At 64.1% G+C, this 25,437-nt stretch carries 20 protein-coding genes; 8 read left to right on the forward strand and 12 right to left on the reverse strand.

The genetic code is table 11. The features are described from left to right. Positions 1-4 precede the first annotated feature (4 nt). Both gpt and MTR72_RS27890 read left to right on the forward strand, forming a co-directional pair. On the forward strand, positions 5-520 hold the full coding sequence (gpt, locus tag MTR72_RS27885) for a xanthine phosphoribosyltransferase (protein ID WP_280970077.1): 516 nt from the start codon (positions 5-7) through the stop codon (positions 518-520). Positions 521-530: 10 nt separating this feature from the next. Continuing rightward, positions 531-1,232, forward strand: a complete 702-nt coding sequence (locus MTR72_RS27890) for a hypothetical protein (RefSeq protein WP_341511582.1) — start codon at positions 531-533, stop codon at positions 1,230-1,232. Between the two features lie 82 nt (positions 1,233-1,314). Here MTR72_RS27890 and MTR72_RS27895 read toward each other — a convergent pair whose 3' ends face one another. After that, a complete protein-coding gene (locus MTR72_RS27895) occupies positions 1,315-1,554 on the reverse strand; it encodes a hypothetical protein (protein WP_280970079.1) in 240 nt (79 codons plus the stop codon). Continuing rightward, positions 1,551-2,573, reverse strand: a complete 1,023-nt coding sequence (locus MTR72_RS27900; RefSeq protein ID WP_280970080.1) for a methionine synthase — start codon at positions 2,571-2,573, stop codon at positions 1,551-1,553. Before MTR72_RS27900 ends, MTR72_RS27895 begins: the two co-directional genes overlap by 4 nt. Positions 2,574-2,784: 211 nt before the next feature. Here MTR72_RS27900 and MTR72_RS27905 point away from each other — a divergent pair, with 211 nt between their 5' ends. The 3 genes from MTR72_RS27905 to MTR72_RS27915 all read left to right on the forward strand — a co-directional run bounded on the left by MTR72_RS27905 (position 2,785) and on the right by MTR72_RS27915 (position 6,526). Beyond that, a complete protein-coding gene (locus MTR72_RS27905; RefSeq protein ID WP_280970081.1) occupies positions 2,785-3,393 on the forward strand; it encodes a 2-hydroxychromene-2-carboxylate isomerase in 609 nt (202 codons plus the stop codon). After that, the gene (locus MTR72_RS27910; RefSeq protein WP_280970082.1) at positions 3,393-4,370 is read left to right on the forward strand and encodes an NADPH:quinone oxidoreductase family protein; all 978 of its coding nucleotides are present in this window, start codon (positions 3,393-3,395) and stop codon (positions 4,368-4,370) included. Before MTR72_RS27905 ends, MTR72_RS27910 begins: the two co-directional genes overlap by 1 nt. 110 nt (positions 4,371-4,480) lie before the next feature. Beyond that, on the forward strand, positions 4,481-6,526 hold the full coding sequence (locus MTR72_RS27915) for a methyl-accepting chemotaxis protein (protein WP_280970083.1): 2,046 nt from the start codon (positions 4,481-4,483) through the stop codon (positions 6,524-6,526). Positions 6,527-6,657: 131 nt separating this feature from the next. On the opposite strand, the gene MTR72_RS27920 is transcribed toward MTR72_RS27915, so the two are convergent. The 8 genes from MTR72_RS27920 to MTR72_RS27955 all read right to left on the reverse strand — a co-directional run bounded on the left by MTR72_RS27920 (position 6,658) and on the right by MTR72_RS27955 (position 17,077). Further along, positions 6,658-7,548 carry a crotonase/enoyl-CoA hydratase family protein gene (locus MTR72_RS27920; protein ID WP_280970084.1) on the reverse strand — a complete coding sequence of 297 codons (891 nt, stop codon included), beginning with the start codon at positions 7,546-7,548 and terminating at the stop codon, positions 6,658-6,660. Positions 7,549-7,673: 125 nt separating this feature from the next. Further along, complete coding sequence (locus MTR72_RS27925; RefSeq protein WP_341511583.1) at positions 7,674-9,095, reverse strand: amidase; 1,422 nt, start codon at positions 9,093-9,095, stop codon at positions 7,674-7,676. Next, a complete protein-coding gene (locus MTR72_RS27930; RefSeq protein ID WP_280970086.1) occupies positions 9,088-10,260 on the reverse strand; it encodes a M20 aminoacylase family protein in 1,173 nt (390 codons plus the stop codon). Before MTR72_RS27930 ends, MTR72_RS27925 begins: the two co-directional genes overlap by 8 nt. Before the next feature lie 13 nt (positions 10,261-10,273). Beyond that, the gene (locus MTR72_RS27935) at positions 10,274-11,779 is read right to left on the reverse strand and encodes a M81 family metallopeptidase (protein ID WP_280970087.1); all 1,506 of its coding nucleotides are present in this window, start codon (positions 11,777-11,779) and stop codon (positions 10,274-10,276) included. Positions 11,780-12,109: 330 nt separating this feature from the next. Continuing rightward, positions 12,110-13,759, reverse strand: a complete 1,650-nt coding sequence (locus MTR72_RS27940; RefSeq protein ID WP_280970089.1) for an ABC transporter ATP-binding protein — start codon at positions 13,757-13,759, stop codon at positions 12,110-12,112. A 113-nt stretch (positions 13,760-13,872) separates the two neighbouring features. After that, positions 13,873-14,760: an ABC transporter permease gene (locus MTR72_RS27945; RefSeq protein WP_280970090.1), complete on the reverse strand. Its 888-nt coding sequence runs from the start codon at positions 14,758-14,760 to the stop codon at positions 13,873-13,875. Positions 14,761-14,783: 23 nt separating this feature from the next. After that, a complete protein-coding gene (locus MTR72_RS27950) occupies positions 14,784-15,725 on the reverse strand; it encodes an ABC transporter permease (protein ID WP_280970091.1) in 942 nt (313 codons plus the stop codon). A 221-nt stretch (positions 15,726-15,946) separates the two neighbouring features. Further along, complete coding sequence (locus tag MTR72_RS27955; RefSeq protein ID WP_280970939.1) at positions 15,947-17,077, reverse strand: M20/M25/M40 family metallo-hydrolase; 1,131 nt, start codon at positions 17,075-17,077, stop codon at positions 15,947-15,949. 271 nt (positions 17,078-17,348) lie between these two features. Here MTR72_RS27955 and MTR72_RS27960 point away from each other — a divergent pair, with 271 nt between their 5' ends. The 3 genes from MTR72_RS27960 to MTR72_RS27970 all read left to right on the forward strand — a co-directional run bounded on the left by MTR72_RS27960 (position 17,349) and on the right by MTR72_RS27970 (position 23,379). After that, complete coding sequence (locus MTR72_RS27960) at positions 17,349-18,959, forward strand: ABC transporter substrate-binding protein (RefSeq protein WP_280970092.1); 1,611 nt, start codon at positions 17,349-17,351, stop codon at positions 18,957-18,959. Positions 18,960-19,186: 227 nt separating this feature from the next. Continuing rightward, positions 19,187-20,770: a glycosyltransferase family 39 protein gene (locus MTR72_RS27965; protein WP_280970940.1), complete on the forward strand. Its 1,584-nt coding sequence runs from the start codon at positions 19,187-19,189 to the stop codon at positions 20,768-20,770. 422 nt (positions 20,771-21,192) lie between these two features. Beyond that, on the forward strand, positions 21,193-23,379 hold the full coding sequence (locus tag MTR72_RS27970; protein ID WP_341511584.1) for a phospholipase D-like domain-containing protein: 2,187 nt from the start codon (positions 21,193-21,195) through the stop codon (positions 23,377-23,379). Between the two features lie 105 nt (positions 23,380-23,484). Here the strand turns inward: MTR72_RS27970 and MTR72_RS27975 are convergent, their stop codons facing one another. Then, complete coding sequence (locus MTR72_RS27975) at positions 23,485-24,753, reverse strand: multidrug effflux MFS transporter (RefSeq protein ID WP_280970094.1); 1,269 nt, start codon at positions 24,751-24,753, stop codon at positions 23,485-23,487. A 395-nt stretch (positions 24,754-25,148) separates the two neighbouring features. Further along, positions 25,149-25,424, reverse strand: a complete 276-nt coding sequence (locus MTR72_RS27980; RefSeq protein WP_280970095.1) for a hypothetical protein — start codon at positions 25,422-25,424, stop codon at positions 25,149-25,151. Between the last annotated feature and the right edge of the window lie 13 nt (positions 25,425-25,437).

Genomic DNA, 25,437 nt, shown 5'->3' on the forward strand with positions numbered 1-25,437 from the left:
GACAATGGCTGGTGAAGCACCGGAACTGAGCGCGCAGAAGGCCTTCCCGGTCTCGTGGGATCAGTTCCACCGAGATTGCCGGGCACTGACCTGGCGGCTCAACGAGGTCGGTCCATTCCACGCGGTGATCGCGATCACCCGCGGCGGCCTGGTGCCGGCCGCGATCGTCGCGCGCGAGCTCGGGGTGCGCGTCATCGATACGGTCTGCATCGCGAGCTACGACCACACCAAGCAGGGCGACCTGCAGGTCCTCAAGGGCATTTCCGAAGCGGCGATGAAGCTCGGCGGCGGCACCGGCAAGGGCCTGCTGATCGTCGACGACCTCGTCGACACCGGCAAGACCGGCAGGCTGGTGCGCGAGATGCTGCCTGACGCGCATTTCGCCACCGTCTACGCCAAGCCCAAGGGACGTCCGCTGGTCGACACTTTCATCACCGAAGTCTCCCAGGACACCTGGATCTTCTTCCCCTGGGACACCGCGCTCTCCTACCACCCGCCGCTGCGCGACGGCGCGGCGTGATGAGTAGCGAATGGCGAATAGCAGCTCGTCCACTCGCCATTCGCTATTTGCTACTCGCCCCCTGCAAAATCGCGTCACGCCGACCGGCGAGATCATCGCCACTCCGCACCGCGGCCTGTTCACCGGCAATCGCGGCATCATCCATGATCCCGCGACGAAGACGCTCCTCAAGAAGCGCTGGTCGACGCCGGCCTGGCTGACCTGCACGTGCGAATTCCGCGGGCGCCGCCGCGAGGTGATGGCGACGCAAAGCTGGACCGAGCTGTTTTTCCTCGACGAGGCAACTGCGCTCGCCGCCGGACACCGTCCCTGCTTCTATTGCCGTCGCGACGATGCCAATCGGTTTCGCGCGGCGTGGGAGAAAGGCAATCGTGTGCACAATGTGCGCATGCACGACATCGATACGGTGCTGCACCACGAGCGGCTCGATCGCGGCAGGAAGCGGCTGCACGCGCTGTTGATGCCGCTCGAACAATTGCCTGACGGCGCGATGGTGCAGCAGGGCGAAGAGAGTTTTCTGGTGACGCAGGGCAGGGCACTGTTATGGTCACCGGCGGGCTACGTCGCCGGGACGCGCGAGCTGATTCAGCCGATGCTGCTGACGCCGCCATCGACGCTGCGCGCGTTGAATGCTGGTTATGAAGTTACGCTGCATCCGAGTGCACAGTCCGTTCCCTCCCCCCTTGCGGGGAAGGGCCAGGGAGGGGGGTAGCCCCAAGCGAGAGCGGAGTTCGAGGCTACCCCGCTCTCCAGCTCTCCCTCGAGAGGGCGCAATGTGCTCGTGGCGATACCTGTTACTTCAGCGGCCGCCCTTGCTCGTCGACCGTCATCCGCGCATCGCGCAGGGCCCATTCACGGATCACTTGGCGGCAGCGGGCGAGCTCAGCTTCGCTCGCGGCATTCGAATCCTTGGACGTGCGCTCGACCATTGCCTTGCAACTGAGAAGCACGGAGCGATCCTCCGCGTGCGCCGGCAGCGCAGCCGCCACTAGCAGCGCGAGGCTACATGCAATCCGAAGCAGCGCCGCCATCATCGCAATGTTTCGCGCGCCAGCGCGGCACCGGCGCCGAGCGCCATCAGCTTGGCCTCCGCGATCTCCCGTCGCATCGGCGCCATGCCGCAATTGGTGGTCGCGATGATGTTGTCCTTGGGCACGAATTTCGACACCGCGTCGATCACCTGCACGACGTCCTCAGCCGTCTCGACCGTATCGCTCGCGACATCGATCACACCGGCCTGCACGATCTTGTTCTTGAGCAGCGTAAGCAGGTCGAGCGGCACCTTCGAATTGCGGCACTCGATCGCGACCTGCTGGATCGAACTCGCATCGATCGCCGGAAAGATCTGCTCATACTGCCGCCACTGGCTGCCGAGCGTCTCCTTCCAGTCGGTGTTGGCCTTGATGCCATAACCGTAGCAGATATGCACGGCGGTGGCGCAGGTCAGCCCCTGCGCGGCGCGCTCCAGCGCCTTGATGCCCCAGTCATTGACCTCGTCCATGTAGACGTTGAAGGCGGGCTCGTCGAACTGCACGAGATCGACGCCGTCAGCCTGCAGCGCTTTGGCTTCCTCGTTCAGCAGCTCGGCGAAGGCAAAGGCCATCTTGACCCGGTCGCCGTAATAGCGGTCGGCGATGGTGTCGATGATGGTCATCGGCCCGGGCAGGGTGAACTTGAGCTTTCTCTTGGTATGCGTGCGCGCGACGCGCGCTTCGTCGGCGTGGACGCGGCCCTTGAGCCTGAGCTGTGCGACCACCTGCGGCACCATCGCCTTGTAGCGATCCTTGCGGATGCCCATCTCGACCTTGTGGGCGAAGTCGATGCCGTCGATCTTCTCCAGAAAGCCGTGCACGAAATGCTGCCGGGCCTGCTCGCCCTCGGTGACGATGTCGATGCCGGCGTCCTCCTGAACTTTTACCGCGAGCATCGTCGCGTCGCGCTTGGCGCGTGCAAGCTCGTCGCCCTTCGACTTCCAGGGCGCCCAGAGCATGTTGGGCTCGGCGAGCCATTCCGGCTTCGGCAAGGAGCCGGCGATCGTGGTTGGAAACAGCATGGCGGCCCTCCCGGCGGGTTGTGTTGCGCCCCTTCCTGCCATGTCTTAACGTCGAGGTACAGAACAACAAAAGTCGCCTAGTAACCGGCGGCGTCCATAGGGAAGGCGATGATCGATCTCTACTCGCGCCGACGCCGAGCGGCTGGAACCAGCCCCCACGGAGTACGGGGCAGTGCGACGAACAAAACCAACAACGCAACAAGGAAACGCCATGATCGAGTTCTTCTTCGACTGTTCCAGCCCCTGGACCTATCTCGCCTTCCACAACGTCCAGCCGCTCGCGAAAGAACTCGGTGCCGAGATCACCTGGCGGCCGATCCTGGTCGGCGGCATCTTCAACACGGTCAACCCGAGCGTCTACGCACAACGAGAAAAGCCGGTGCCGCTGAAGGCGCGCTACATGCTGAAGGACCTCGGCGACTGGGCGCGCGCGGCTGGGCTCGCGATCAAGATGCCGCCGACGGTGTTTCCCGTGAACAGCGTGAAGGCAATGCGCGGCTGCATCTGGGTTGGTAAGGACGTGGTACCGTTCGCGACCGCCGTGTTCGAGGCCTATTGGGGCGAGGACAAGGACATCTCGCAGGACGCGGTGCTCGCCGGCATCTGCAGGAAGATCGGTCTCGATGAGCAGAAGTTCTTGGCCGGCATCTCGGAGCAAGGGATCAAGGACCAGCTCAAGGCCAATACGGAAGAGGTCGTGGCCCGCGGCGGCTTCGGCTCGCCGACGATCTTCGTCGACAAGACCGACATGTATTTCGGCAACGATCGGCTGCCCTTGATCCGCGAGGCGCTGCTGCGCCGCAAGGCGAGCGCGGCCTGATGGTGCGGGCTGTCGTCTGTCGCCAACTCGGCGCGCCCGAGACGTTGCGGCTGGAGGAATGTCCGTCGCGGCCGCTGAAGCCAGGCGAGGTGCGCGTCACAATCCGCGCTGCCGGACTGAATTTTCCCGACGTGCTGATGGCCGCTGGCGAGTATCAGCTCAAGCCGGAACTGCCGTTCACACCGGGGATGGAAGCCGCAGGCGACGTGACCGAGTTTGGGGCGGAGGTGAGCGGCGTCGCCGTTGGCGACAAGGTCATCGTCAAGATGCGCCACGGCGCCTTCACGGATGAAGCGATCGTGACGCCCGCGCAGCTCACCCCAAAGCCGTCGACATTCGACTATGCGGAAGCCGCGACTTATCTCGCCGGTCACGGCACCGCCTATCACGCATTGATCGATCGCGGCAGGGTCGAGCCAGGCGAGGTGCTGCTGGTGCATGGCGCCGGCGGCGGCGTCGGCCTTGCCGCTGTCGAAATCGGCAAGCTTTTGGGCGCCACCGTGATTGCGACGGCGTCCAGCGACGAAAAGCTCGCGATCGCCAAGGCGCGGGGCGCGGATCATCTCATCCGCTACGACCGCGAGCCGTTCCGCGATGCCGTCAAACGCATCACTGACGGCCGTGGCGTGGACGTCGTCTTCGATCCCGTCGGCGGCGAAGTGTTCGAAAATTCGATGCGTTGCATCGCGTGGGGTGCGCGGCTTCTGGTGATCGGCTTCACCGGCGGCATCGGCTCGGCGAAGACCAATCTCCTGTTGATCAAGGGCGCGAGCGTGCTTGGCGTGCGCGCCGGCGAGGCCGTGCGCAAGAATCCGGCGCTGGGTGAGGTTCGGCTGAAGGCGCTGCTCAAGTGGGCGGAGGAGGGCAAGCTCCGCCCCAACGTCTCGCACCGCCTGCCTTTGGAGGACTACGCGAAGGCGATGCGATTGCTGCTCGACCGCAAGGCGATCGGCCGCGTCGCGCTGGTGATGGATTGACTTGGGTGCCGCATCCGTGAGCAGGCGTCGCCCATCTTTTGCTCACGCGCATCAAGTGCTTTCTTTACCAGTCCTATCCTATTACGAGCTCGCAAACGCGAACTCGATTGATGTTAAAGAACGCAAGAATTCTTCATCGCATAGCCTTGGCCGCGCTGCTGCCTCTCGCGGCGCTTGCCGCGCTCGCACTCTACGAAATCTCCGTCAAATGGTCCGCGCGCTCGGAAATGGCCGACATGCGGCCGGCCGTGGACGCCGTCGGCAAGCTGAGCCGCTTCGTCCATGAGCTCCAGCGCGAGCGCGGCCTGTCGTCGACCTTTCTAAGCAGCAAGGGCAGGCAACTGGGCGCAGAGCTCCTCCAGCAGCGTGGGCGCAGTGATGCCGAGAGGTCCATAGCGCTCGGCGCGCTCGCCGATCTTGACCGCGAAAGAAGCGGCCCACTTGCGTCCGCAAGCCGGACGGCGACGGAGGGCGTCGGCCGCCTCGATTCGTTGCGGGAGCAGATCGATAACCAGGTGGTTGCTCCGGTCGTGGCAGTTGGCCATCTGACCGATATCATTGCCCGTGTGATTACCGTGATGTCGGGCATTTCGAAGCTCGCCACCGACGACGATGTTTCGCGGTCGATTGCAGCGCATGCCAATCTGGTGGAAGCCAAGGAACGTGCCGGTCAGGAACGTGCCACCGTGGCCGGCGCGATTGCGGCGGGCCGTTTCGAGCCGCAGGCCTATATCCGGGCGATCGGCCTTGCGGCGGCGCAGGACAGTTTCTTGACTTCCTTTCGCGCAGTCGCCTCGTCGCAGGCCAAGGAGCTCGTCGGTTCGCAACTGTCGGGACCTGCAATCGACAAGTTCGAAGGCATGCGCAGGGTCGTCGAAAAGGGCGGACTTGCGGGAGATTTCGGCGGGCTCGACAGTAAATCATGGTTTGATGCGGCGACGGTTCGAATTGACCTCATGAAGAAGGTCGAGGATGGCCTGGTGACGCAGCTCGCCGGCCTGATGGCGAAGAAGGAGGCTGAAGCTACTGTGAGCCTTGGTCTGGTGATCGGTCTGACCGTACTTGTACTGCTGGCGAGCTTGGTGGCGGTCGCGATGATGGCGCGGAGCATCACGGTTCCGATCGGCCAGCTTGCCGACACCATGACGCGCCTGGCCGGCGGCGAGTTCGACCGGCAGGTCGATGCAACAGATCGGAGCGACGAGATCGGCGCGATGGCGCGCGCCGTTCAATTCTTCAAGGAAAACCTGATTCGCACCGTCGAGCTCAACGCGAGGGAGCGCGAAGCGACCGCGCAGCGCACGGCCCGCGCAACCCGCATCGACCAACTCACCGAGCGATTCAACGTCGATATCGCCGAGGTAATCGAGACGGTCATATCCGCCTCCTCGCAGCTCGAAGCCACGGCAGCCCGAATGAACAAGTCGGCCGGTCAGACCAGCGACGAAGCTGCGAGCGTGGCCGGGGCGACGGAGGTTGCTTCCGTCAACATGCAGACTGTCGCTGCGGCGACCGAGGAGCTGTCGAACTCAGTCACCGAAATCGGACGGCAGGTGACGCAATCGGCGCAGATCGCCCAAAAGGCCGCCGTCGAAAGCCGCCGGACCAACGAGACCGTGCAAGGTCTTTCATCCGCCGCGCAAGCAGTCGGCGACGTGCTCAGGCTGATCAATGAGATCGCGAGGCAGACGAACTTGCTGGCGCTGAACGCGGCGATCGAGGCGGCTCGGGCGGGACAGGCTGGCAGGGGATTTGCCGTCGTTGCGGGCGAAGTGAAGAGTCTCGCCGAACAGACCGCAAAGGCAACCGACGATATTCGCGGCCAGATCGAGGCGATCCAGACGACCTCCGGGGAGTCGGTCGCCGCAATCCACGACATTACGGTCACGATCGAGGAGATCAACGAGATTGCCTCTTCGATAGCGGCTGCGGTTGTCGAGCAGGATGCCGCCACGCGGGAGATTGCGCGCAACGTTCAGGAGGCCGCGCGAGGCACCGGCGAGATCTCGGCAAGCATCCGGGGAGTCAGGGTCGCATCGAACGAATCCAGCACGGCCGCGAGCGAGGTGTTTGACGCCTCGGAAGAGCTGACGCGTCAGTCGGAGAACATGCGCCGGTTTGTCGAGACGTTCATCCGCGGCATTAAGGCAGCGTAGCGCTGTCGAGTGGCCGGCCGAAGGCGTACAGCGCTTCTCCGGACGTTTGGATCGCAATGTGGTGGGTCACGCTTCCGCCTTCGCTCTTCGAGCTTCGGCGGACAAAGTCGTGAACCCACCCTGCGAGAGAGCTATTTATACTCCCGCTCCGTCCACCACGGGAAATAGTCCGGCATATCGGTCGACACCTTGTTCTTGAACTGCGCGGGGCGCTTCTCCAGGAACGACACCACGCCTTCCCTGACGTCGTCGGAGCGGCCGCGGGCATAGATGCCGCGGCTGTCGACCTTGTGGGCTTCCATCGGATCGTCCGCGCCCATCATGCGCCACATCATCTGGCGGATCAGCGCCACCGAGACCGGCGCGGTCTTGGCAGCGAATTCCTTGGCAAGCGCACGCGCGGTCGGCAAGAGGTCGTCCGGCGGCACGACCTTGCTGACGAGACGTCCGGCGAGCGCTTCCTGCGCCGGGAAGACGCGGCCCGAATAGCACCATTCCAGCGCCTGCGAGATACCGACGATGCGCGGCAGGAACCAGCTCGAGGCGGCCTCCGGCACGATGCCGCGCTGGGAGAACACGAAGCCGAACCGCGCGGCCTCTGACGCAATGCGGATATCCATCGCAAGCTGCATGGTGACGCCGATGCCGACCGCAGGGCCGTTCACCGCGGCGATCACCGGCTTCAGGCACTTGAAGATGCGCAGCGTCACCTGGCCGCCGCCGTCGCGCACCTGCGGATCACTGTAGTCGACCTTGCCGTCGGCAAACCGCTTCACCGGCCCGCGCCGCGCATCGCGATCGAAGGTGTTGGCGCCGGAGGAGAGATCGGCGCCCGCGCAGAAACCGCGGCCGGCGCCGGTGACGATGATGGCGCGGATGTCGTCGTCCTTGTCGGCGGCGTCGAACGCGTCGATCAGCTCGGCTTGCATCTGCGCGTTAAAGGCGTTGAGCTTGTCGGGCCGGTTCAGCGTGATGGTGAGAATCTGCTCGGCGACCTCATAGTTGATCGTCTCATACGCCATCGAGTGTTTCCTCTCTTGGTATTCTTGAATCAATTCCGTCATTACCGGGCTTGACCCGGCAATCCATCTTTTTTGAGAAGGATGGCGCGCGGGTCGAGCCCGCGCTTGTGCTGAGACGCTAGATGCTATTTCGCCGGAGGACTCGGCCACGGCCGTTGTGCGCCACGCAGGCCCTCGAACGCCTTGGCCAGGCCGAGTACGCCGATGTCGTCGAAGCGGCGGCCGACAATCTGCACGCCGATCGGAAAACCCTTGGCGTCGAATCCGCCGTTGATGGAGACGGCAGGGTTCTCCGACATATTCCATGGCACGGTATAGCAGATGTGCTCGAACGGCTTCATCGGATCGTTGGTTGGCGATGCGAGCTCCGCCGGAAAGTTCACGTTCGGCGCGGTCGGCGAGATCACGTAGTCGAGCTCGCAGAACAGCTTTGCCGCGGCGGCGCGGATCGCCATGGTCTGGTTGAAGCCGCGGATCACCTCGACGCCCGACAGGCTTGCGCCGGACTCACCCCATTTGAAGATGTAGGGTAGTACTTTTGCTTGCTCGGCGGGCGTCAGCTTCGACAGATCGTCCCACATCCGCGCGCGCCAAAAGTTGTCGAGGCCATCGAGCATCTCGCGGGTCAGGATGCCATCGACTTCGGTGATAACAGCGCCCACGGATTCGAACGCCTTGGCGGCCTTCACCGCGACTTCACGCACCGGCTTTTCCAGCGGCAGCCCAACGCCGAGATCGAGCATCAAGCCGATGCGCAGCTTGCGCGGCGACTTGTCCAGCGTCTTCCAATTGAGGGGCTCGGCGGGCAGGCTCATGCCGTCGCGCCGGTCGGGCTTTGAGATCACGCTCATCATCAGGGCGCAATCGTCGACGGTGCGGGTCATGGGACCGGCGACGCGGCCGACATAGGGCGGATCGATCGGCACTCGGCCGAGGCTCGGCTTCAGGCCGACGAGGCCGCACCAGCCGGCGGGCAGGCGCACGGAGCCGCCGATGTCGGTGCCGAGATGAAGCGGGCCGTAGCCGGCGGCAGCGGCGGCGCCTGCGCCCGCGCTGGAGCCGCCGGGGTTCTTCGAAAGGTCCCAGGGATTGCGCGCGAGCGCATGGAAGCTGGAAAGTCCGGAGGAGAGCATGCCGTAATCGGGCATGGTGGTCTTTGCGAAAATGACCGCGCCGGCGTCGCGCAACCGCGCTGCGGGCGGCGCGTCCCTTTCGGCCGGCACGAGCTTCACGCTCGCTGCGCCCAGCGGCACCGGCACGCCCTTGGTCGCGATGTTATCCTTGATCGTCACCGGCACGCCGTCGAGCGCGCCGGCCGGCTCGCCGCCGGTCCAGCGCGCGGTCGAGGCCTTTGCCGCACCGCGCGCGGTGTCGGGATCGAACGCATACAGCGCCTTGAGGTGCGGCTCCCACGCAGCGACGTGCTCGAGCACGTCCTCCAGCACCTCGCTCGGCGAGAACTGTTTGGCGCGATAGCCCGCGATCAGGTCGACCGCCGAGAGATCGTGCAGCGAGGTGACCGGCTCGTCGGCGCTGTGCTTAGGCATTGCCACCTGCCGGCATGCGCGTCTCGATGATGCGGGCGAACATGCTGGCGCCGATCGGCAGGATCTTGTCGTCGAGCACGTAGCCGGGATTGTGCACCGGCACCGAGCCATCGTGGCCGACCCAGAAATAGGCGCCGGGAATGGTCTGCAGCATGTCGGCAAAATCCTCGCTGCCCATCTTCGGCTGGGTGCGGGTGATGACGTTGGCGGGATCGACGACGGTGCGCGCGACCTCCTCGACCACCTTGGACTGCTCGACCTGGTTGACCAGCACACCAAAAGTGTCGCGGATGTCGGCCTCGATCTCGACCTGGAACGCGCTAGCTACGCCGGCGCAGATCGCGCGCATGCGTTCGCGGATCAGCGCGCGAACCTCGTCGGAAAACGCACGCACGGTACCGCAGAGATGCGCTTCGCCGGGAATAACATTATAGGCCGAGCCCGCATGGATCTGGGTGATGGACACGACGGCGGCCTGGAGCGGCTCGACGTTACGGCTGACGATGGTCTGGATCGCCTGTGCCAGCGTGGTCGCGATCACCACGGCGTCCTTCGAACGCTCCGGCATCGCGCCATGCGCGCCATAGCCGTTGATCCGGAGATCGAAGAAGTCGGCGCCGGCCATCGCAGGTCCCGGCAGGATCGCGATCTCGCCGAGATTGAGGTCGGGCGCGTTGTGCAGGCCGTAGAGTTCGTCGCAGGGGAATTTTTCGAAAAGCCCGTCCTTGATCATGGCGCGGGCGCCGCCGAGGCCTTCCTCGGCCGGCTGGAAGATCAGATGCACAGTGCCGTCGAAGTTCCTGGTCTCGGCGAGGTAGCGCGCGGTGCCGAGCAGCATGGTGGTGTGGCCGTCATGACCGCAGCCGTGGAAGCGGCCGGGAATGGTCGAACGCCATTTCAGATTGGTGTTCTCTTCCATCGGCAGCGCATCCATGTCGGCGCGCAGGCCGATACGCTTGTTGCTCGAGCCCTTGCCCTTGATGACGCCGATCACGCCGGTGCCGCCGAGCCCGCGATGCACCTCGATGCCCCAGCTCTTCAGCTTGTCGGCAACGATGCCGGAGGTGCGCACCTCCTCGAAGCCGATCTCGGGATGAGCGTGCAGGTCGCGGCGGACGGCGGTGAGTTCATCGGCATAGCCGTCGATGCGGTCGATCGTGGGCATGTGTTCTGTCCGGTTAGCGTGAAGGGGGATTGAAGACGGGACCGTTGGGCTTGATGCGAACGCCGGGGCGCAGCTTCGTCCAGGGCAGGGAGGCCGTGTCCGCCGGCATCGCGCCCGGTGCGGCGCAGATCAGGAGTTTTGCCGCGATCGGCTCGAAATCGGCGCGGAAGTGCACGGAGCTCTTGTTGACGAGAATGGCCTGCTCGGTCGGCTCGATGCCGACGTAGCGGTACATCGCCTGGTCGGCGAGCTGCGCCTTGTGCGAGCTCACGACCACACGGACCTCGCCGATGCGAAGGCAGGCGGATGGACCCATCTCCATCTCGCGGCCGCCGTAATAGGGGCCGGGTGCGATGAAGCGGCCGTCCGAGAGCTTTTCGACGACAAAGGTCTCGCGATAGGGCTCGTCGCCGGGAATGCCCGACCTGCCGCCGAGCGAGAGCGTCACGGTCGCACCAGTGCCGGCTGCATGTGCGGCTTTGGCCGACTCCGGATCGTAGATCACGCCGGTCGCAGCGCTCGCCTTGTTGCGCACCAGCGCGCGCAGCATGCCGGTGGTGTCGGAATCGCCGCCGGCGCCTGGATTGTCCTGGGTGTCGGCGATGATGATCGGCTTGCTCGCGCCCTTCGCGAGTTCCATCGCATGGCGCACGCCTTCGTCTGGCGCATAGATCTTGCCGTCGAAATCGTCCTCGTGGCTTTCGATCAGCTTGACGATCGCGTCCGCTGCGCGATCAGCGTCATCTTGCGTCCTGCCATAGGCGAACACGCTCGGCCCGCAATCGCGGAAGTCGGCGGCAGGAAAGCCCGGCGCGAAGGACAGCGTTGGCACGGCCTCGCTTTCGAGCGCCGCAAGCCTTTCATAGATGCCTTTGGTGGGCTGGTCGCTGGTGCATTGCCAACTGATCGGAATCAGGAAGGGCAATTGCCGGAACGCCTTTGCAAAGCGCTGCTTTGTCTCCAGGAGCCGCGCCAAATGTCTTGCGGAGGCCCGGCCGGTGTCGGCCATGTCGACATGAGGATAGGTGCGGTAGGCAATCAGCGCGTCCGCATGCTCGACCATCTCGGGCGTGACGTTGGCGTGCAGGTCGAGGCTCGTGACGAGCGGAACATCCTTGCCGATGATGCGGCGCACGCGCGCCAGGATCTCGCCTTCGCCGTCGTCGAGATGCTCGGTCACCATCGCGCCGTGCAGGTCGAGATAGACCGCATCGAGCGGGCCGGCCGCTTTGATGCCATCGACCATGACCTTCACGATGCGCTCGAATGCGTCCTTGGTGACATGCGCCGAGGGGCTTGCGCCGCACGCAATTGTCGGAATGAGTTCCCATCCGTTGGCTTCGCCGCTCTCGACGAAACCGGCGAGGCCGACATTGATGCGGCGCATCACCTTCAGCACGTCGGCGCCTTGCGTCATCGCCGGCCAGCCGCCGCCATGCTGGAAGTCCTTAAACGTCGCCTTCGTCGGTGCGAAGGTATTGGTCTCGTGCAGGAAGCCGCCGACGGCGATACGGGTCATCAGTTAATTCCAATTGAAAGTGCGCGACGTTAGCCTCGGCCTTGCGGCGAGAGCAAGGTGCGAAGCAATTCGAAAGCGCATGGGGTCAAGCTGTTTTGGGAATGCTGCGGATGCGATCGGAGTTGGACGTAAAGATGCGGCCACACTCTCGGTATCGTCCCGGCGAAGGCCGGGACCCATAACCCCAGGGAGAAGTTTGGCGAAGATTAGTCACCCGGGACTCGCACCGTGCGCAAGTCGATAGATTCCGCGGTATGGGTCCCGGCCTTCGCCGGGACGACGATGGGGAGGCAGGGCGCCTCCACACTTTCACCGTCGCGCGGCGAGACCTTACGCGCTCGCCGCAACACCTTCCGCCACCGGACGGAAATTCGCGAAATCCCAGCCGCGGCCGGGGGCCGCATCCAGCAGTGCCCTGGTGTAGGCCTCCTTCGGATGCATCAGCACCTCGCCTGCCGGGCCCTGTTCGACGACGCGGCCGTGCTGCATCACCACCACCTCGTCGCAGATTTGCGCTGCGACGCGCAAATCGTGGGTAATGAACAGGATGGCGATGCCGAGGCGCTTCTGGATCTCGCCGAGCAGTTCCAGAACCTGCGCCTGCACGGAGACGTCGAGAGCGGAGACCGCCTCGTCCGCGACCAGCACGTCAGGGTCGAGCGCGAGGGCGCGTGCAATGGCGATGCGCTGGCGCTGGCCGCCGGAAAACTGATGCGGATAGCGCGACACCGCGTCGGCCGGAAGACCGACCAGCTCGAGCAGCTCGCGCGCCCGCTTCATCGCATCGGCGCGCGCGACGCCGTAGTTGATCGGCCCCTCGGCGATGCTCTCGCCGACGGTGACGCGCGGGTTGAGCGAGCGGTAGGGATCCTGGAACACGATCTGGATTTTTTGCCGGTGCGGTTGCAGTAACCGGCGCGACAGATCGGAGATCTCGCGGCCGGCAAGACGCACGCCGCCGGAGGTTGGGTCGATCAGGCGGACGATGCAGCGCGCCACCGTCGACTTGCCCGATCCGCTCTCGCCGACGATGCCGAGCGTGCGACCCTTGCGAAGCGTGAGGGTGACCTTATCGGCGGCGACGACCTCGCGGCCTTTGCCGAAGAAGGACCGCTCGCGATAGACCTTGCCGAGGTCGTTGGCCTCCAGCACGATCGGTTCCTTGGTCTCCTCGCGCGCCGCCCGCGGCACCAGGCTCGGCACCGAGGCGAGCAAGTTGCGGGTGTATTCCATGGTCGGATTACGCAGGATGGTCTCGAGCGGGCCGGTCTCGACCAGCCGGCCCTGCCGCATCACCGCGACGCGGTCGGCGATCTCGGCCACCACGCCCATGTCGTGGGTGATGAACAAAACCGCGGTGCCGTGATCGCGCTGGAGGTCGCGGATCAGGGTCAGGATCTGCTTCTGCGTCGTCACGTCGAGCGCAGTGGTCGGCTCGTCCGCAATGAGCAGCTTCGGCTCCAGCACCAGCGCCATCGCGATCATGATGCGCTGGCGCTGGCCGCCGGAGAGGCGGTGCGGGTAGGAGGCGAAGATGCGTTCGACCTGCGGCAGGCGGACCTGCTCCATCATGTCGAGGATGCGCTTCTTCCGCGCCCTCGCGTCGAGATCGGTATGGGCGCGCAGCACCTCATCGATCTGGCGTCCGACCGGTACGACCGGGTTGAGCGCAGTCATCGGCTCCTGGAAGATCATCGCCATCTGCGTCGCGCGCAACTGCCGCAGGCGACGGTCGGTCGCGGTGAGCAGCTCTTCGCCGACCAGTTTGACGCTGCCGCCGGTCGGAACCAGCGAGCCCTTCTGCAACAGGCCCATCACGGTCAGCGAGGTCACCGATTTGCCCGAACCGCTTTCGCCGACCAGGCACAGCGTCTCGCGCTCGCGGACCTGGATCGAGATGCCGTCGATGATCTTCGGCCCGTTCGGTTTCCTGCCGACGGTGACGATGAGATTGTTGATGTCGAGAACGGTGTTGGTCATCAGGTCACTCCGTCGTCATTGCGAGGAGCGAAGCGACGAAGCAATCCGGATGCAGTCTGGATTGCTTCGCTTCGCTCGCAATGACGGAACAAGGGGCAGGGCCGGCGAGACAATCACTTCCCCTCTCGCTGCTTCATGCGCGGATCGAGTGCGTCGCGGGCGGCGTCGCCGATCAGGTTGATGCTGAGGATCGCGATCGACAGCAACAGGCCGGGCCAGAAGATCAGCGACGGCTTGAGCTGGAAGTACTGGCGCCCTTCGGCCATGATGTTGCCCCAGGTCGGCGTCTCCGGCGAAATGCCGGCGCCAAGGAAGGAGAGGATGGCCTCGGTGAGGATCGCGGATGCGCACACATACGTACCTTGCACGATCAGCGGCGCGATCGTGTTCGGCATCAGGTGGCGCCACATGATCTTCGGGAGCGAGGAGCCGACCGAGATCGCGGCTTCCACATAGGGCTCCTCGCGCGCCGACAGCACGACCGAGCGCACGAGGCGGGCCACGCGCGGGATCTCCGGAATCGTGATCGCCACCAGCACGGTCCAGATGCTGGCGCCCGACAGCGACACCACGGCGATCGCGAGCAGGATGCTCGGCATCGCCATCAGACCGTCCATGATACGCATCATCACGGAATCGATCAGCTTGAAGAAGCCGGAGACGAGGCCGATCACAAGTCCGATGACGACTGACAGGATCGCCGAGCCGATACCGATCAGCAGCGAGATGCGGCCGCCATAGATGACGCGGGACAGCAGGTCGCGGCCATAGGCGTCGGTGCCGAGCAGGAATTGTGCGGAGGCCGGCTTCAGCCGCTGCGACGGCGCGAGCTGGATCGGATCATGCGGCGCGATCAGCGGCGCCAGAATCGAGATCAGTACGATCAGCGCGAGACAGACCGTTGCTGCCGCGATGATCGGCGTCGACGTGAGGAAGCCGAACCGTGGCCTGAGCGGCGACGTGATCGGAATGGACGACTGGGGAAGGGTATCTACCGACATTCTTGACCTTGTTTATCCTTGCCTCAGTACCGGATCCGCGGATCGAGCAGGGTGTAGGCCACGTCGATCAAGAGATTGACGACGACGTAGATCAGCGACGTCAGCAGGATCATCGCCTGGATCACCGGATAGTCACGCGCCAGCACCGCATCCACGGTGAGGCGGCCGATGCCGGGGATGTTGAACACGCTCTCGGTGACGACGACCCCGGAGATCAGAAGCGCAAAGCCGGTGCCGATCACGGTGATCACCGGCACCGCGGCGTTGCGCAGCGCATGCCGCATCATGACCGCGACTTCGCTGATGCCTTTCGCGCGCGCAGTTCGCACGTAATCCTCGCCGAGCACATCGAGCATCGCAGCGCGCGTCATACGCGCGATCAGCGCGATGTAGATGAAGGACAGCGCGCAGGTCGGCAGGATGATGCGCTCGAAGAATGGCCCGAAGCCGGTGCTGATGCTCTTGAAGCCCTGCACAGGAACCCAGCGCAGGTCGATGGCGAAGATCTGGATCAGGATATAGCCAACCACGAACACCGGCACCGAGAAGCCGAGGACGGACAGTCCCATCACGAAGCGGTCAATCCAGGTGCCGTGCCTCCAGGCCGCAACCACTCCCAAGGGAACGGCAACGACGACGGCGAGGATGATGGTCGACAGCGCGATCGAGATCGACGGCTCGACGCGCTGACCGATCATCTTCAGGACGGGCAGGTTGGAGATCAGCGAGGTCCCGAGATCGCCGTGCAGCAGCTTGTTCACCCAGGTGATGAACTGCACGATCAGGGGCTCGTTGAGGCCAAGCGAGGTGCGGATGCGCTCCAGCCGCTCTGGCGTGGCGTTGTCGCCGGCGAGGATCGCGGCGGGATCGCCGGGGGTGAGCCGGAGCAGCAGGAAGACGAACAGCGCGACCACGCCCATCACGGGCACGGCGGCGAAAATTCTGCGAACGAGATATCCGAGCAAGTTGGATCCGTCAGATTAGAGGCAAACCGTGGCACCGCTTTTGGCAGGTTGCCACCAGCGTAACATTTGAGCAATTCCCGTGCCATCAGGGCCACAGTTTTTGCAGTGCGGCCAAGACGTCTCACGAACCGCGCCGCTCACACGCACAGTCATTCCGGGGCGATGCGCAAGCATCTCGAGATTCCGGGTTCGCGTCTTCGACACGCGCCGGAATGACGAAATCACTCCAGCGTCGCCAGCAGCCCCGCCATCAGGCGACCGCGTTCGACCAGGCTGTCGACCTCGATATACTCCTCCAGCGTGTGGCCGTTGCCACCACGCACGCCCAGGCCGTCGAGCGTGGGAATTCCCATGGCCCCGGTGAAGTTGCCATCGGAGCCGCCGCCGGCGCTCGCATGCGGCAATTCTGCCCCGAGCGCCTTTGCGATGCCGCGCGCTTTCTCATAGAGCGCCATGGTGCCGGCGTCCGGTTCCCAGACCGGCCGCGTCACGCCGCGCGTCACCTTGAAGGTGACATCATTGGTTGTACCCGAGAGCGCCAGCATCCTCTCGACGCCGCGGTCGAGATCAGCCTGGCGCTTGGCCATCGAGAGCGCTTCGCCGGTGCAGGTCGTGGCGACGCAGTTGACCCATTGTCCGCCATGCACGACGCCGACCGAATAGGTACAATCGTCCGTCGTCATCGCGTCGATGGCCAGGATCTGGCGCGCCATCTCGCGGATCGCCGAGCGCCCCGCCGACAGCGTCGCGCCGGCGTGACTGGGCCGGCCCGTTGCTTCCAGGTTAAAGCGCGCGATCGCATAGCGACCGGTGGTCACGCCGTTGTCGGCGCGGCCAGGCTCCGGCACCAGCACGTATTTGTTGCGGGCGGCCTCCGCCTCGATGATGTCGCGCGTCGAGGGCGTGCCGACTTCCTCGTCGGGCGTGAACAGCACGGTGATCGGCAGCGGGGTCGTGACGGAAGCGCGCAGTAGCTGCCGGATCGCCTCCAGCGACAGATAATTGCCGCCCTTCATGTCGTAGATGCCGGGGCCGTAGCACCTCGCCCCGTCGCGCCGCCACTTCAGCTTCTCGATGGTACCGACGGGATGGACGGTGTCCATGTGCCCGGCGATCAGGATGCCCGGCTGGCCCTGCTTGGGGTGCGGAAAACGGGCGCGGATGACGCCGCCGAAGCCCTGCCGGCCGGCGATGCGCTCGATCGTCGCACCCATGATCGCCATCTCCCGCGCTGCAAGATCGAGCATGCTATTCACGGCTTCCGCGTCCCAGGTCGGGCTTTCGCATTCCACCCAGCGGCGCAGACCCTGGAGCATGGCCTCGGAATCAAAGGGAAGATTGGCTGGATTCATCATCGGGATCTCTCAAGCTTCGAAAGATGGAACGCGCATTGCATCGGCGCAGGCGGGATGAGCGGTTAGAGTTGTAGAGCCAAACCGAAGTTTGTGGAGCCCGTGCGCGCGCCGCCATGGGCTGCAGCGAAACCGGATTGACGCGCTCAAGGCTGTCTGCAAGTCTCGAAAAGATAAAGGCAATTGCATGAGGTTCGTACGCTCAAAGAACGATCCGAATGCTCAACCAATAATCTGCCTTTGAACAGTTTCACGTCAGGAGAAACTTTCCATGTTCCACTTGATGCGCCGGGGGTGTCGCGCGTTCGCCTCCAAGCTTGCGTTGTCGGTCGTCGCGCTTTCGACGGCGCTGGCTTCGCCGGTGCTCGCGGCCGGCAAGACCATCACGGCGGTGATGCATTCCGACCTTCGCATCATCGATCCGATCTTCACCACCGCCTACATCACGCGCGACCATGGCTACATGGTCTACGACACGCTGATCGCGACGGATTCGAACTTCAAGATCCAGCCGCAGATGGCGGACTGGAAGATCTCCGACGACAAGCTCACCTACACCTTCACGCTGCGCGACGGTCTGAAGTGGCATGACGGAGCGCCGGTGACGGCGGAAGACTGCGTCGCCTCGCTGAAGCGCTGGGCCGCGGTCGACGGCATGGGCCAGAAACTCCTGGACTTCACCGCGAGCATCGAGGCGACCGATGCCAAGACCATCACGCTGAAGCTGAAGGAGCCCTACGGCCTGGTGCTCGATTCAATCGGCAAGCCGTCCTCGCGCGTGGCCTTCATGATGCCGAAGCGCCTCGCCGAGACGCCCCCGGACAAGCAGATTCCCGAACAGATCGGCTCCGGTCCCTTCAAGTTCGTGCAGGGCGAATTCCAGCCCGGCGTGAAGGCGGTCTATGTCAAAAACACCGATTACGTGCCGCGCAAGGAGCCGGCGAGTTGGACCGCCGGCGGCAAGGTGGTGAAGGTCGATCGCGTCGAGTGGATCACCATGCCGGACTCGCAGACCGCGGTGAACGCGCTGCAATCAGGCGATATCGACTTCATGGAAGTGCCGCCGTGGGACATGCTGCCGGTTCTTGAAGGCAATTCCGACCTCAAGGTCGAAGTGCTGAACAAGTTCGGCTACCAGACGCTCGGCCGCATGAACTTCCTCTATCCGCCCTTCGACAATCCGAAGATCCGTCGCGCGGCGCTGCTGGCGATGAACCAGAAGGACGTGCTCGACGCGCTCGTCGGCAATCCCAAGTACTACAAGATCTGCGGTGCTTTCTTCATCTGCGACACGCCGTTCGCGACCGACGTCGGCTCCGAAACGCTGGTCAAGGGCAACGGCATGGCGGAAGCCAAGAAGCTGCTCGCCGAGTCCGGCTATGACGGCACGCCCGTGGTGGTCATGGTGCCCGGCGACGTCGTGACGCTGAAGGCGCAGCCGACAGTCGGAGTCCAACTCCTCCGTGAGGCCGGCTTCAAGGTCGACGCGCAGGCGACCGACTGGCAGACGGTCGTGAGCCGCCGCGCCAGCCAGAAGCCGCCGAAGGAGGGCGGCTGGAACATGTTCTTCACCAACTGGGTCAGCGCCGACGTGTCCAACCCGATCGCCAATCTCTCGATCGGCGGTCAGGGCAAGAAGGGCGGCTGGTTCGGCTGGGCGGAAGATCTCAAAATCGAGCAGCTCAAGGACAAATTCGTCCGTGCCACCTCGCTCGACGATCAGAAGAAGATCGCGGCCGAGATCCAGAAGGAAGCCTATGACCAGGTGATCTACATCCCGCTTGGCCAGTATCTGGCGCCGAGCGCGTGGCGGAAATCGCTGACCGGCGTGCTCGACGGCGCGGCGACGCCAATCTTCTGGAACATCGACAAGACGGAATAGGCGCTTCCGCGTCTCTCATCCGCTCCTGGACTTCGAAGGCGCCGCTGTGGTCAGCGGCGCCTTCTCATTTGTCGTTCCCGCTTGGCTGAAAAGGCGTGGAGCTTTTAACCCTTCCAGTTTCCGATCATTGCTATTTGTTTCCATCCTGAAATAAATGTGCCGTCTTCGCGCATTACTTTCCTTGCCTCGATTTGATTCACGTGCCGGTCGATTTTGCATTCCAGGCGATGGCCGCACGGTCGGATCGCTCGCCGACGCGGTGGCGCCGGCCTTTCCTGCGCTGGCTCGATGCCGTCGAGACGGGTTGGGCCGTGCCGCTGCTCCTGGTCTGTTTCGTCGCGATCTGGACGCTGTATCTGGTCGTCGCTTATGCCGGCAGCGGCCTGCACCCCGATACGCTCGAGACATGGACGCAGGGGCGGCATTTCGCGTGGGGCTATCATAAGCATCCGCCGCTGATGGGCTGGGTTGCTGCGGCCTGGACTTCCGTCTTCCCGGTGAGCGACTGGTCGCTCCGATTGATGGCGATGGCGAATGCGGGGCTTGCGTTGTTCTTCGTCGACTTGGTCTCGCGGCAGTTCGTGACCGGGCACAAGCGTATCCTAGTGCTGCTGCTTCTGATGCTCACGCCGGCCTACCAATTCCACGCCCAGCGCTTCAACGCCAATGCGGTGCTGCTCGCGGTTTGGCCGCTGGCGACCTGGTGTTTCCTGCGCGCGTTCGAGACCCGTGCCGCGTTCTGGGCGATTGCCGTAGGCTGCACGACGGCGCTGGCGATGGTCGGCAAATATTATTCCGTCTTCCTCGTCGCGAGCTTTGCATTTGCAGCGCTGGCGCACCCGGCGCGACGAGCCTATTTCACCTCCGCTTCTCCATGGATATCGGTTGTCACCGGGCTCGCAGTCCTGTCGCCGCACATCTACTGGCTCGCGACGACCGGCGCTTCGACCTTCACCTATGCGTTGGCCCACGCCAATGGCAACGCCGCGACCTCGCTCGGCGAGGTCAGGAATTTTCTGCTGGGGCTGGCAGCGGCCATGAGCGTCTCGGCTGCGCTTTGGGTGTTCATCGCCGGCACGCGGCTGAGACAATTTCCAGCCGACTTCGCCGCGATGAGCCCGAGCCTGCGGCTTCTCTTCTACATCGCAATCGGCACCATCGTGCTGCCGGTCCTGACGTCGCTGGCGATGGGCACGGATCTTCCGTCGCTGTGGGCGCTGCAGGGGCTGTTCTTGTTTGCCGTGCTCGTGGTCTGCGGCACGCGCTACCCGATCGAGCGGTTCCATACTGTGAACCTCGCGATCGCCACGGCCGGTGTCGCGCTCGTTGCTGTTCTCGTCGCTGCGCCGATCCATGCCGTCTACCGCAACATTCATGGCTATGAGGAGGGGCGGAATTTCTACGCCCAGGCAGCGAATGAGCTGACGCGCCAATGGCGCGAACTGACCGGCGAGCCGCTCGGCGCCGTGAGCGGCGACGATGCGCTGGCCTTCGCGACGGCGTTCTACAGTCCGGACCATCCGTATTACGCGCGGCCCTTCCAATATCAGTACACCTGGGGTCTGCCGCGCAAGATGACGCTGGATCGCGGTTGGGCCGCGCTCTGCTTCCGCGGCCAAGCCAGTTGCGGCGCGTGGATGGACTGGGTGTCCGCGCGTGCCGGGCACTTCGTCAAGCGCGAATTCACTGTGCAGGCCACGGTATGGGGCGAAGCCGGCATCACGCGAGAGGTTGTCGTGCTCATGGTGCCGCGTACGGTGCCCGAAAGCGCGGCCGACGATTTCAGTGCCAGCAGACGCGGGGCCGAGTAGGGCCCTCGTTCAGCAGTGGCTGTCGCGTATCCGTTCGAGGCCATCGGTCGCGAAGGGTGGAACGAAAACGGTCTGCTCGGGACTGGACGACGAACGCTCCGCTTCCGTGCGTTCAGGAGCGCCGCGGTCTTCGTTGCGTTCCAGTTCCATTAAGCCGACCCTCTCGAATTGCTGCAACACAACATCGAGGGCGCGGGGAAGTTCCCTGCGTCTCGGTTTTACGCGACCGGAAGAACCGTTGTGTTCCACCCTATAATTGCGATCGCCACGAGCGTCGAGCTTGGCCGTGGAGTGTCAGAGGGACTGACGGATGCTCGATCACGTCATCGCCCGTTTCAACGTTTGATTGAAAACATCGGCCTGTCGCCGTAATATGCGAGTGCAATTGCTTTTTCGATATTCATTTTGATTGGGAGGTTGCGATGAATTTGATTACGCGCGCCGGTGCCTGGTGCAACGGTGAGGTCGGATACATTGCGTGGGACAGCAAGGCGAAGATCGAAAACTGCGCCGGCTTCATGGTGACGCGCGTCCATGAGACAGGAGAGGACGCCGGCCAGCGCCGCATCCTGCCGACCTGGATCGCCTTCACCGATCAGAACAATCCCAACTGGAACGAGCAGGATTCCTCGGTCTGGCCGATCCAGCGCTTCGAGTGGCGCGACCTGACGCTGCGCAAGTCGCGCGACACGACGAAGGTGCGACCGATCGATTTCAGGGTTCACTACGAGATCGTGCCGGTCGGATTGACTGACGGTCCGGGTCGAAAGCCCGTCCCGCCGTCTCCCACCGCGCCCGCGACCGATGCGCACGGGCTGCCGAGCTTCGAGGGGCCCAAGCATCAGCTCTACCAGATCGGCGAACCGGCCAGGACCAATTCGATCGACGTGACGCACACCTATGGCGAGGGGATCTCCGCCACCTTCACCAACGGTATCCTCTCGACACAGAACCTGGTCCGGCAGCTCAGCTCCGTCGGCAAGGCCCCACCGAAGAAGGCCATGAGCGAGGCGGCCTCGCCGAACGCGAAGACGCGCGTTCAGGGTGCGAAGAAGAAGGAGGATCATCTGCTGGCGGTGCTGAAGCGGGAGATCGTCAATCCCAAATCGCAGATCCGCGCCTTTCTCACCGGTGACGTGTTCGCATTCGTAACGAAATTGCTCGACCGCGCCAGGAAGGAAGACGGCGAGGTCTATCTCGCCCTCTACGAGTTGCACGACAAGCCGCTGATCGACCTCCTTGTCGACGGCATGAAGAGCGGGCAGGTCCACATCATCCTCACGACCGCCGGAAACGAAAACCCGAACCCGAAGGGCACGCCGAAGGAGAAGCGCAAGCCTGTCGTCTGGGACACCGAGAACAATGATCCGAGAGCCAAACTGCACGCCGCGGCCGGCAAGAAGTACAGGGATCGCGTGATCGACCGCATGTTCAACTCGTCGGCGCGGATCGGCCACAACAAATTCGCGGTCTACGTCAAGGGCGGCAAGCCGCTCGCCGTCATGACCGGCAGCACGAACTGGACCGAGACCGGGCTCTGCACCCAGTCCAACAACACGATCATCGTCGAGGACGAGGCGATCGCCGCCGACTATTTCGCCAACTGGACTCGCATGAAGAACGAGAAGCTTGCTCCGCGAGAGGCACTCACGGTCAAGAAAGGCACCAAGACGATCGTCGGCGCCAAGCCGAACAACAACAAGCAGGGCGCCGGCATCAGGACACAGAACCAGGCGATACCGAAGCGGCGGCAGCTCCACGGTGGCGGAATCGGCAAGGTCTGGTTCTCGCCGAACACCGATCAGTCGGCCGTCCCCAAGAAGAATCCCGTGCGGCCGGTCGATCTGCAGGAGGTCTATCAGCGCATGGATGCCGCCAAAAAGGCGATCCTGTTCCTGACCTTCCTGCCGAGCCGCGGCGGGGTCAACAGCGTCGTCGGCGAAGCCGCGCAGCTCGCCGAGAAGGCCGGCGCGCTCGCCGACAAGGGGCTGTTCGTCATGGGTGCGATCAGCGATCCCACTGCGCTTCCAGGCTACACCGCCCCTGTAAAAGACGCGCCCAAGCCGAAGGGGATCAAGCTGCCGCCGCCGGCGATCTGGTGGCCGAAGGGCGACAAGAGCCGGATCGCGATGATCCGCGCGGCCGCCGTGCGCATTCCCTTCGGCAATCTTCGTCCCGAGCTGCTCACGGCCGGCCACGCCATCATCCACGACAAGATCATCGTCATCGATCCTCTCGATGAAGAGCACTGCACGGTGATCACGGGCAGCCACAACCTCGGCTACAAGGCCTCGTACTGCAATGACGAGAACCTGCTGATCATCGAGCGCAATCGCGAGCTTGCGATCTCCTACGCCGTGCACGTGATCGATCTCTACGACCACTACGTGATGCGGGCGCGGCTCGAGGAGAAGATCCGCAAGGACATCATCGCCGGCAAGCTGAAGTCCTATGAAGCAGCAGCAGCGGAAGCCGAGCCGCGTGGCTTGCTGACGCTCGGATCGGACTGGCAGGACCGGCATTTCGAGAAGCGGCCGATGTCGAGTCTCGACTACTTCCTCGACGGTACGAAGGCGGCCGCGCCTGCAAACAAGGCCACGGCGGCATAGAGCCAGTCCCAACTCGCCCCGCTTGCGGGGCGAGTCCCGAATGCGCAGCCAGGACGGTCGATGAGGCTACTGCGGGGCTGTTTGCGTCGGCCCCGCGGCAGCGGCTCAGATACCCTGGTCCTGTCCAGCAGCGTTCCGATGATGCGGCCTGAACAGCCGGCCCTTCTCGACGATCAGCACGATCGCCAATGCAAACAGCGTCGACAGGAAGAAGCCGGTCGAGAACGGCAGCAGCGTGCCGTCAAAGCTCTGGCCGATAATCATGCCGACGACGATGCCGATCAAGGTCGTGATCGAGCCGTAGAGCGAGGACGCGGTGCCGGCGATCTGGCCCTGCGGCTCCATCGCGAGCGCCGTGAAGTTGGCGATCATCATGCCGAAGGAGAACATCATCAGTGCCGACAGTGCCATGAACAACGGCAGCGGCAATGCATCGAGGCTCACCGTAAGCAGCATCACGCCCGCCACCGCCGCATAGAGCACCAGCGCGCCGTGCGAGATCACGCGCATGCCGAGGCTGCCGACCAGCCTGGCGTTGAGGAAGGCGGCAATGGCGGTGCCGGCCGCGATCGCGGCGAAGGCGAGGGGGAAGTAGTGGCCGAGATGATAGATGCCGGTGAAGACCTGCTGGGCCGAGAAGACAAAGGCGAACAGCGCGCCGATGACACTGCCGGCGGCGATCGCATAGCCGATGGTCTGACGGTTGGTGACGGTCTGGCCGAAGGCCGCGAGCACCTCGCTCGGTGCGAGCGATCTGCGCTCCGAGGCGGGCAGGGTCTCCGGCAGCCGCAGCACGCTCCAGGCCAGCGCGAGCAATCCGTAGAGCATCAGCACGACGAAGATGCCGCGCCATTCGGTCACCAGCAGCACCGCCTGTCCGAACGAGGGCGCGATCACGGGCACCGCGATGAACACCATCATGGCGAGCGACATCACGCTCGCCATGCGCCGCCCGACATAGCAGTCGCGCACGATCGAGGTCGCGATCACGCGCGTTGCCGAGGTGCCGAGACCCTGAAGCGCGCGCGCCAATAGCAGCGTCTCGAAGGAGGGCGCGGCGACCGCCAGCACGCTCGCCACCGCGTAGACGGCCATGCCGCCGAGCAACACCGGCCGCCGGCCGAAACGGTCGGACAGTGGCCCCATCACGAACTGTCCCGCGCCGAAGCCGATCAGGAAGGTCGACAGCACGAGCTGGAGATGGTTGGCGACGGGAATCTTGAAAGCTGCCCCGATATTGGGCAGCGCCGGCAGCATCATGTCCATCGCAAGCGGATTGAGCGCCATGATGGACGCGATCACGATGACGAATTCGGGAAAACCCATCGGGCGGTGTCCCGAGGACACCCAACTGTCGGCGTTGACGTCGGACAAGGAAGCTTACCTCTGATTTCAGAGGCGGTTGTACCGGGAATGCTGCGCTGCACAACCCATGTTTCGGGATGGGTGGTAGGCGTACGGACAAGAATTGGTGAGTAGGATCTCTCTCGATTGGCGTGGCCTGTCCGCACGCGCGAACCAGCGCAAACTCCATTAGCGACGAGTGCCGACCGTCCGGTCGCGCCATGGAAACCATGGATTCACCATGCTCGCCTAAAGGTAGACCTCTGGCGGAGTCTGTCCGCTGGGCAGGGTGAATCTGAAACGCATCCTCTTCACTGTGGCGGCCGACCGATAAGGCGACGCGCGTTGGCGGCGCCAGGAAACCAGGACAGGCAAGGCATCCGCAGGTGTCCGACGTCTCAAATGCAGCACGATGGTTGGAACCGTCAGCCGATCTCGGCTCGCCGCGGGCGACCTGGCTTGCCTGCCTGATCGCGCTGGTCGCGCTTCTGGTGTTCGGCAATCTCGCCAATGACGCGACGCTCGATGTGAAATACGGCTGGGATGTCCGCGTCAATTGCGCGGCGGTCGAGGCCCATGTCGACGGGCTCGATCCCTATTTCGTCCGGAACTTGAAGGGCACCAGGCTCTCCTATCCCTATCTGCCGGTGACGCTGGACGCCTTCCGCCCGCTCTGCGCGGGCGGCGTCCTCGCCGGTCACTACAGGAGCATCT

It is taken from the genome of Bradyrhizobium sp. ISRA442 (assembly GCF_038085055.1).
Classification (GTDB): domain Bacteria; phylum Pseudomonadota; class Alphaproteobacteria; order Rhizobiales; family Xanthobacteraceae; genus Bradyrhizobium.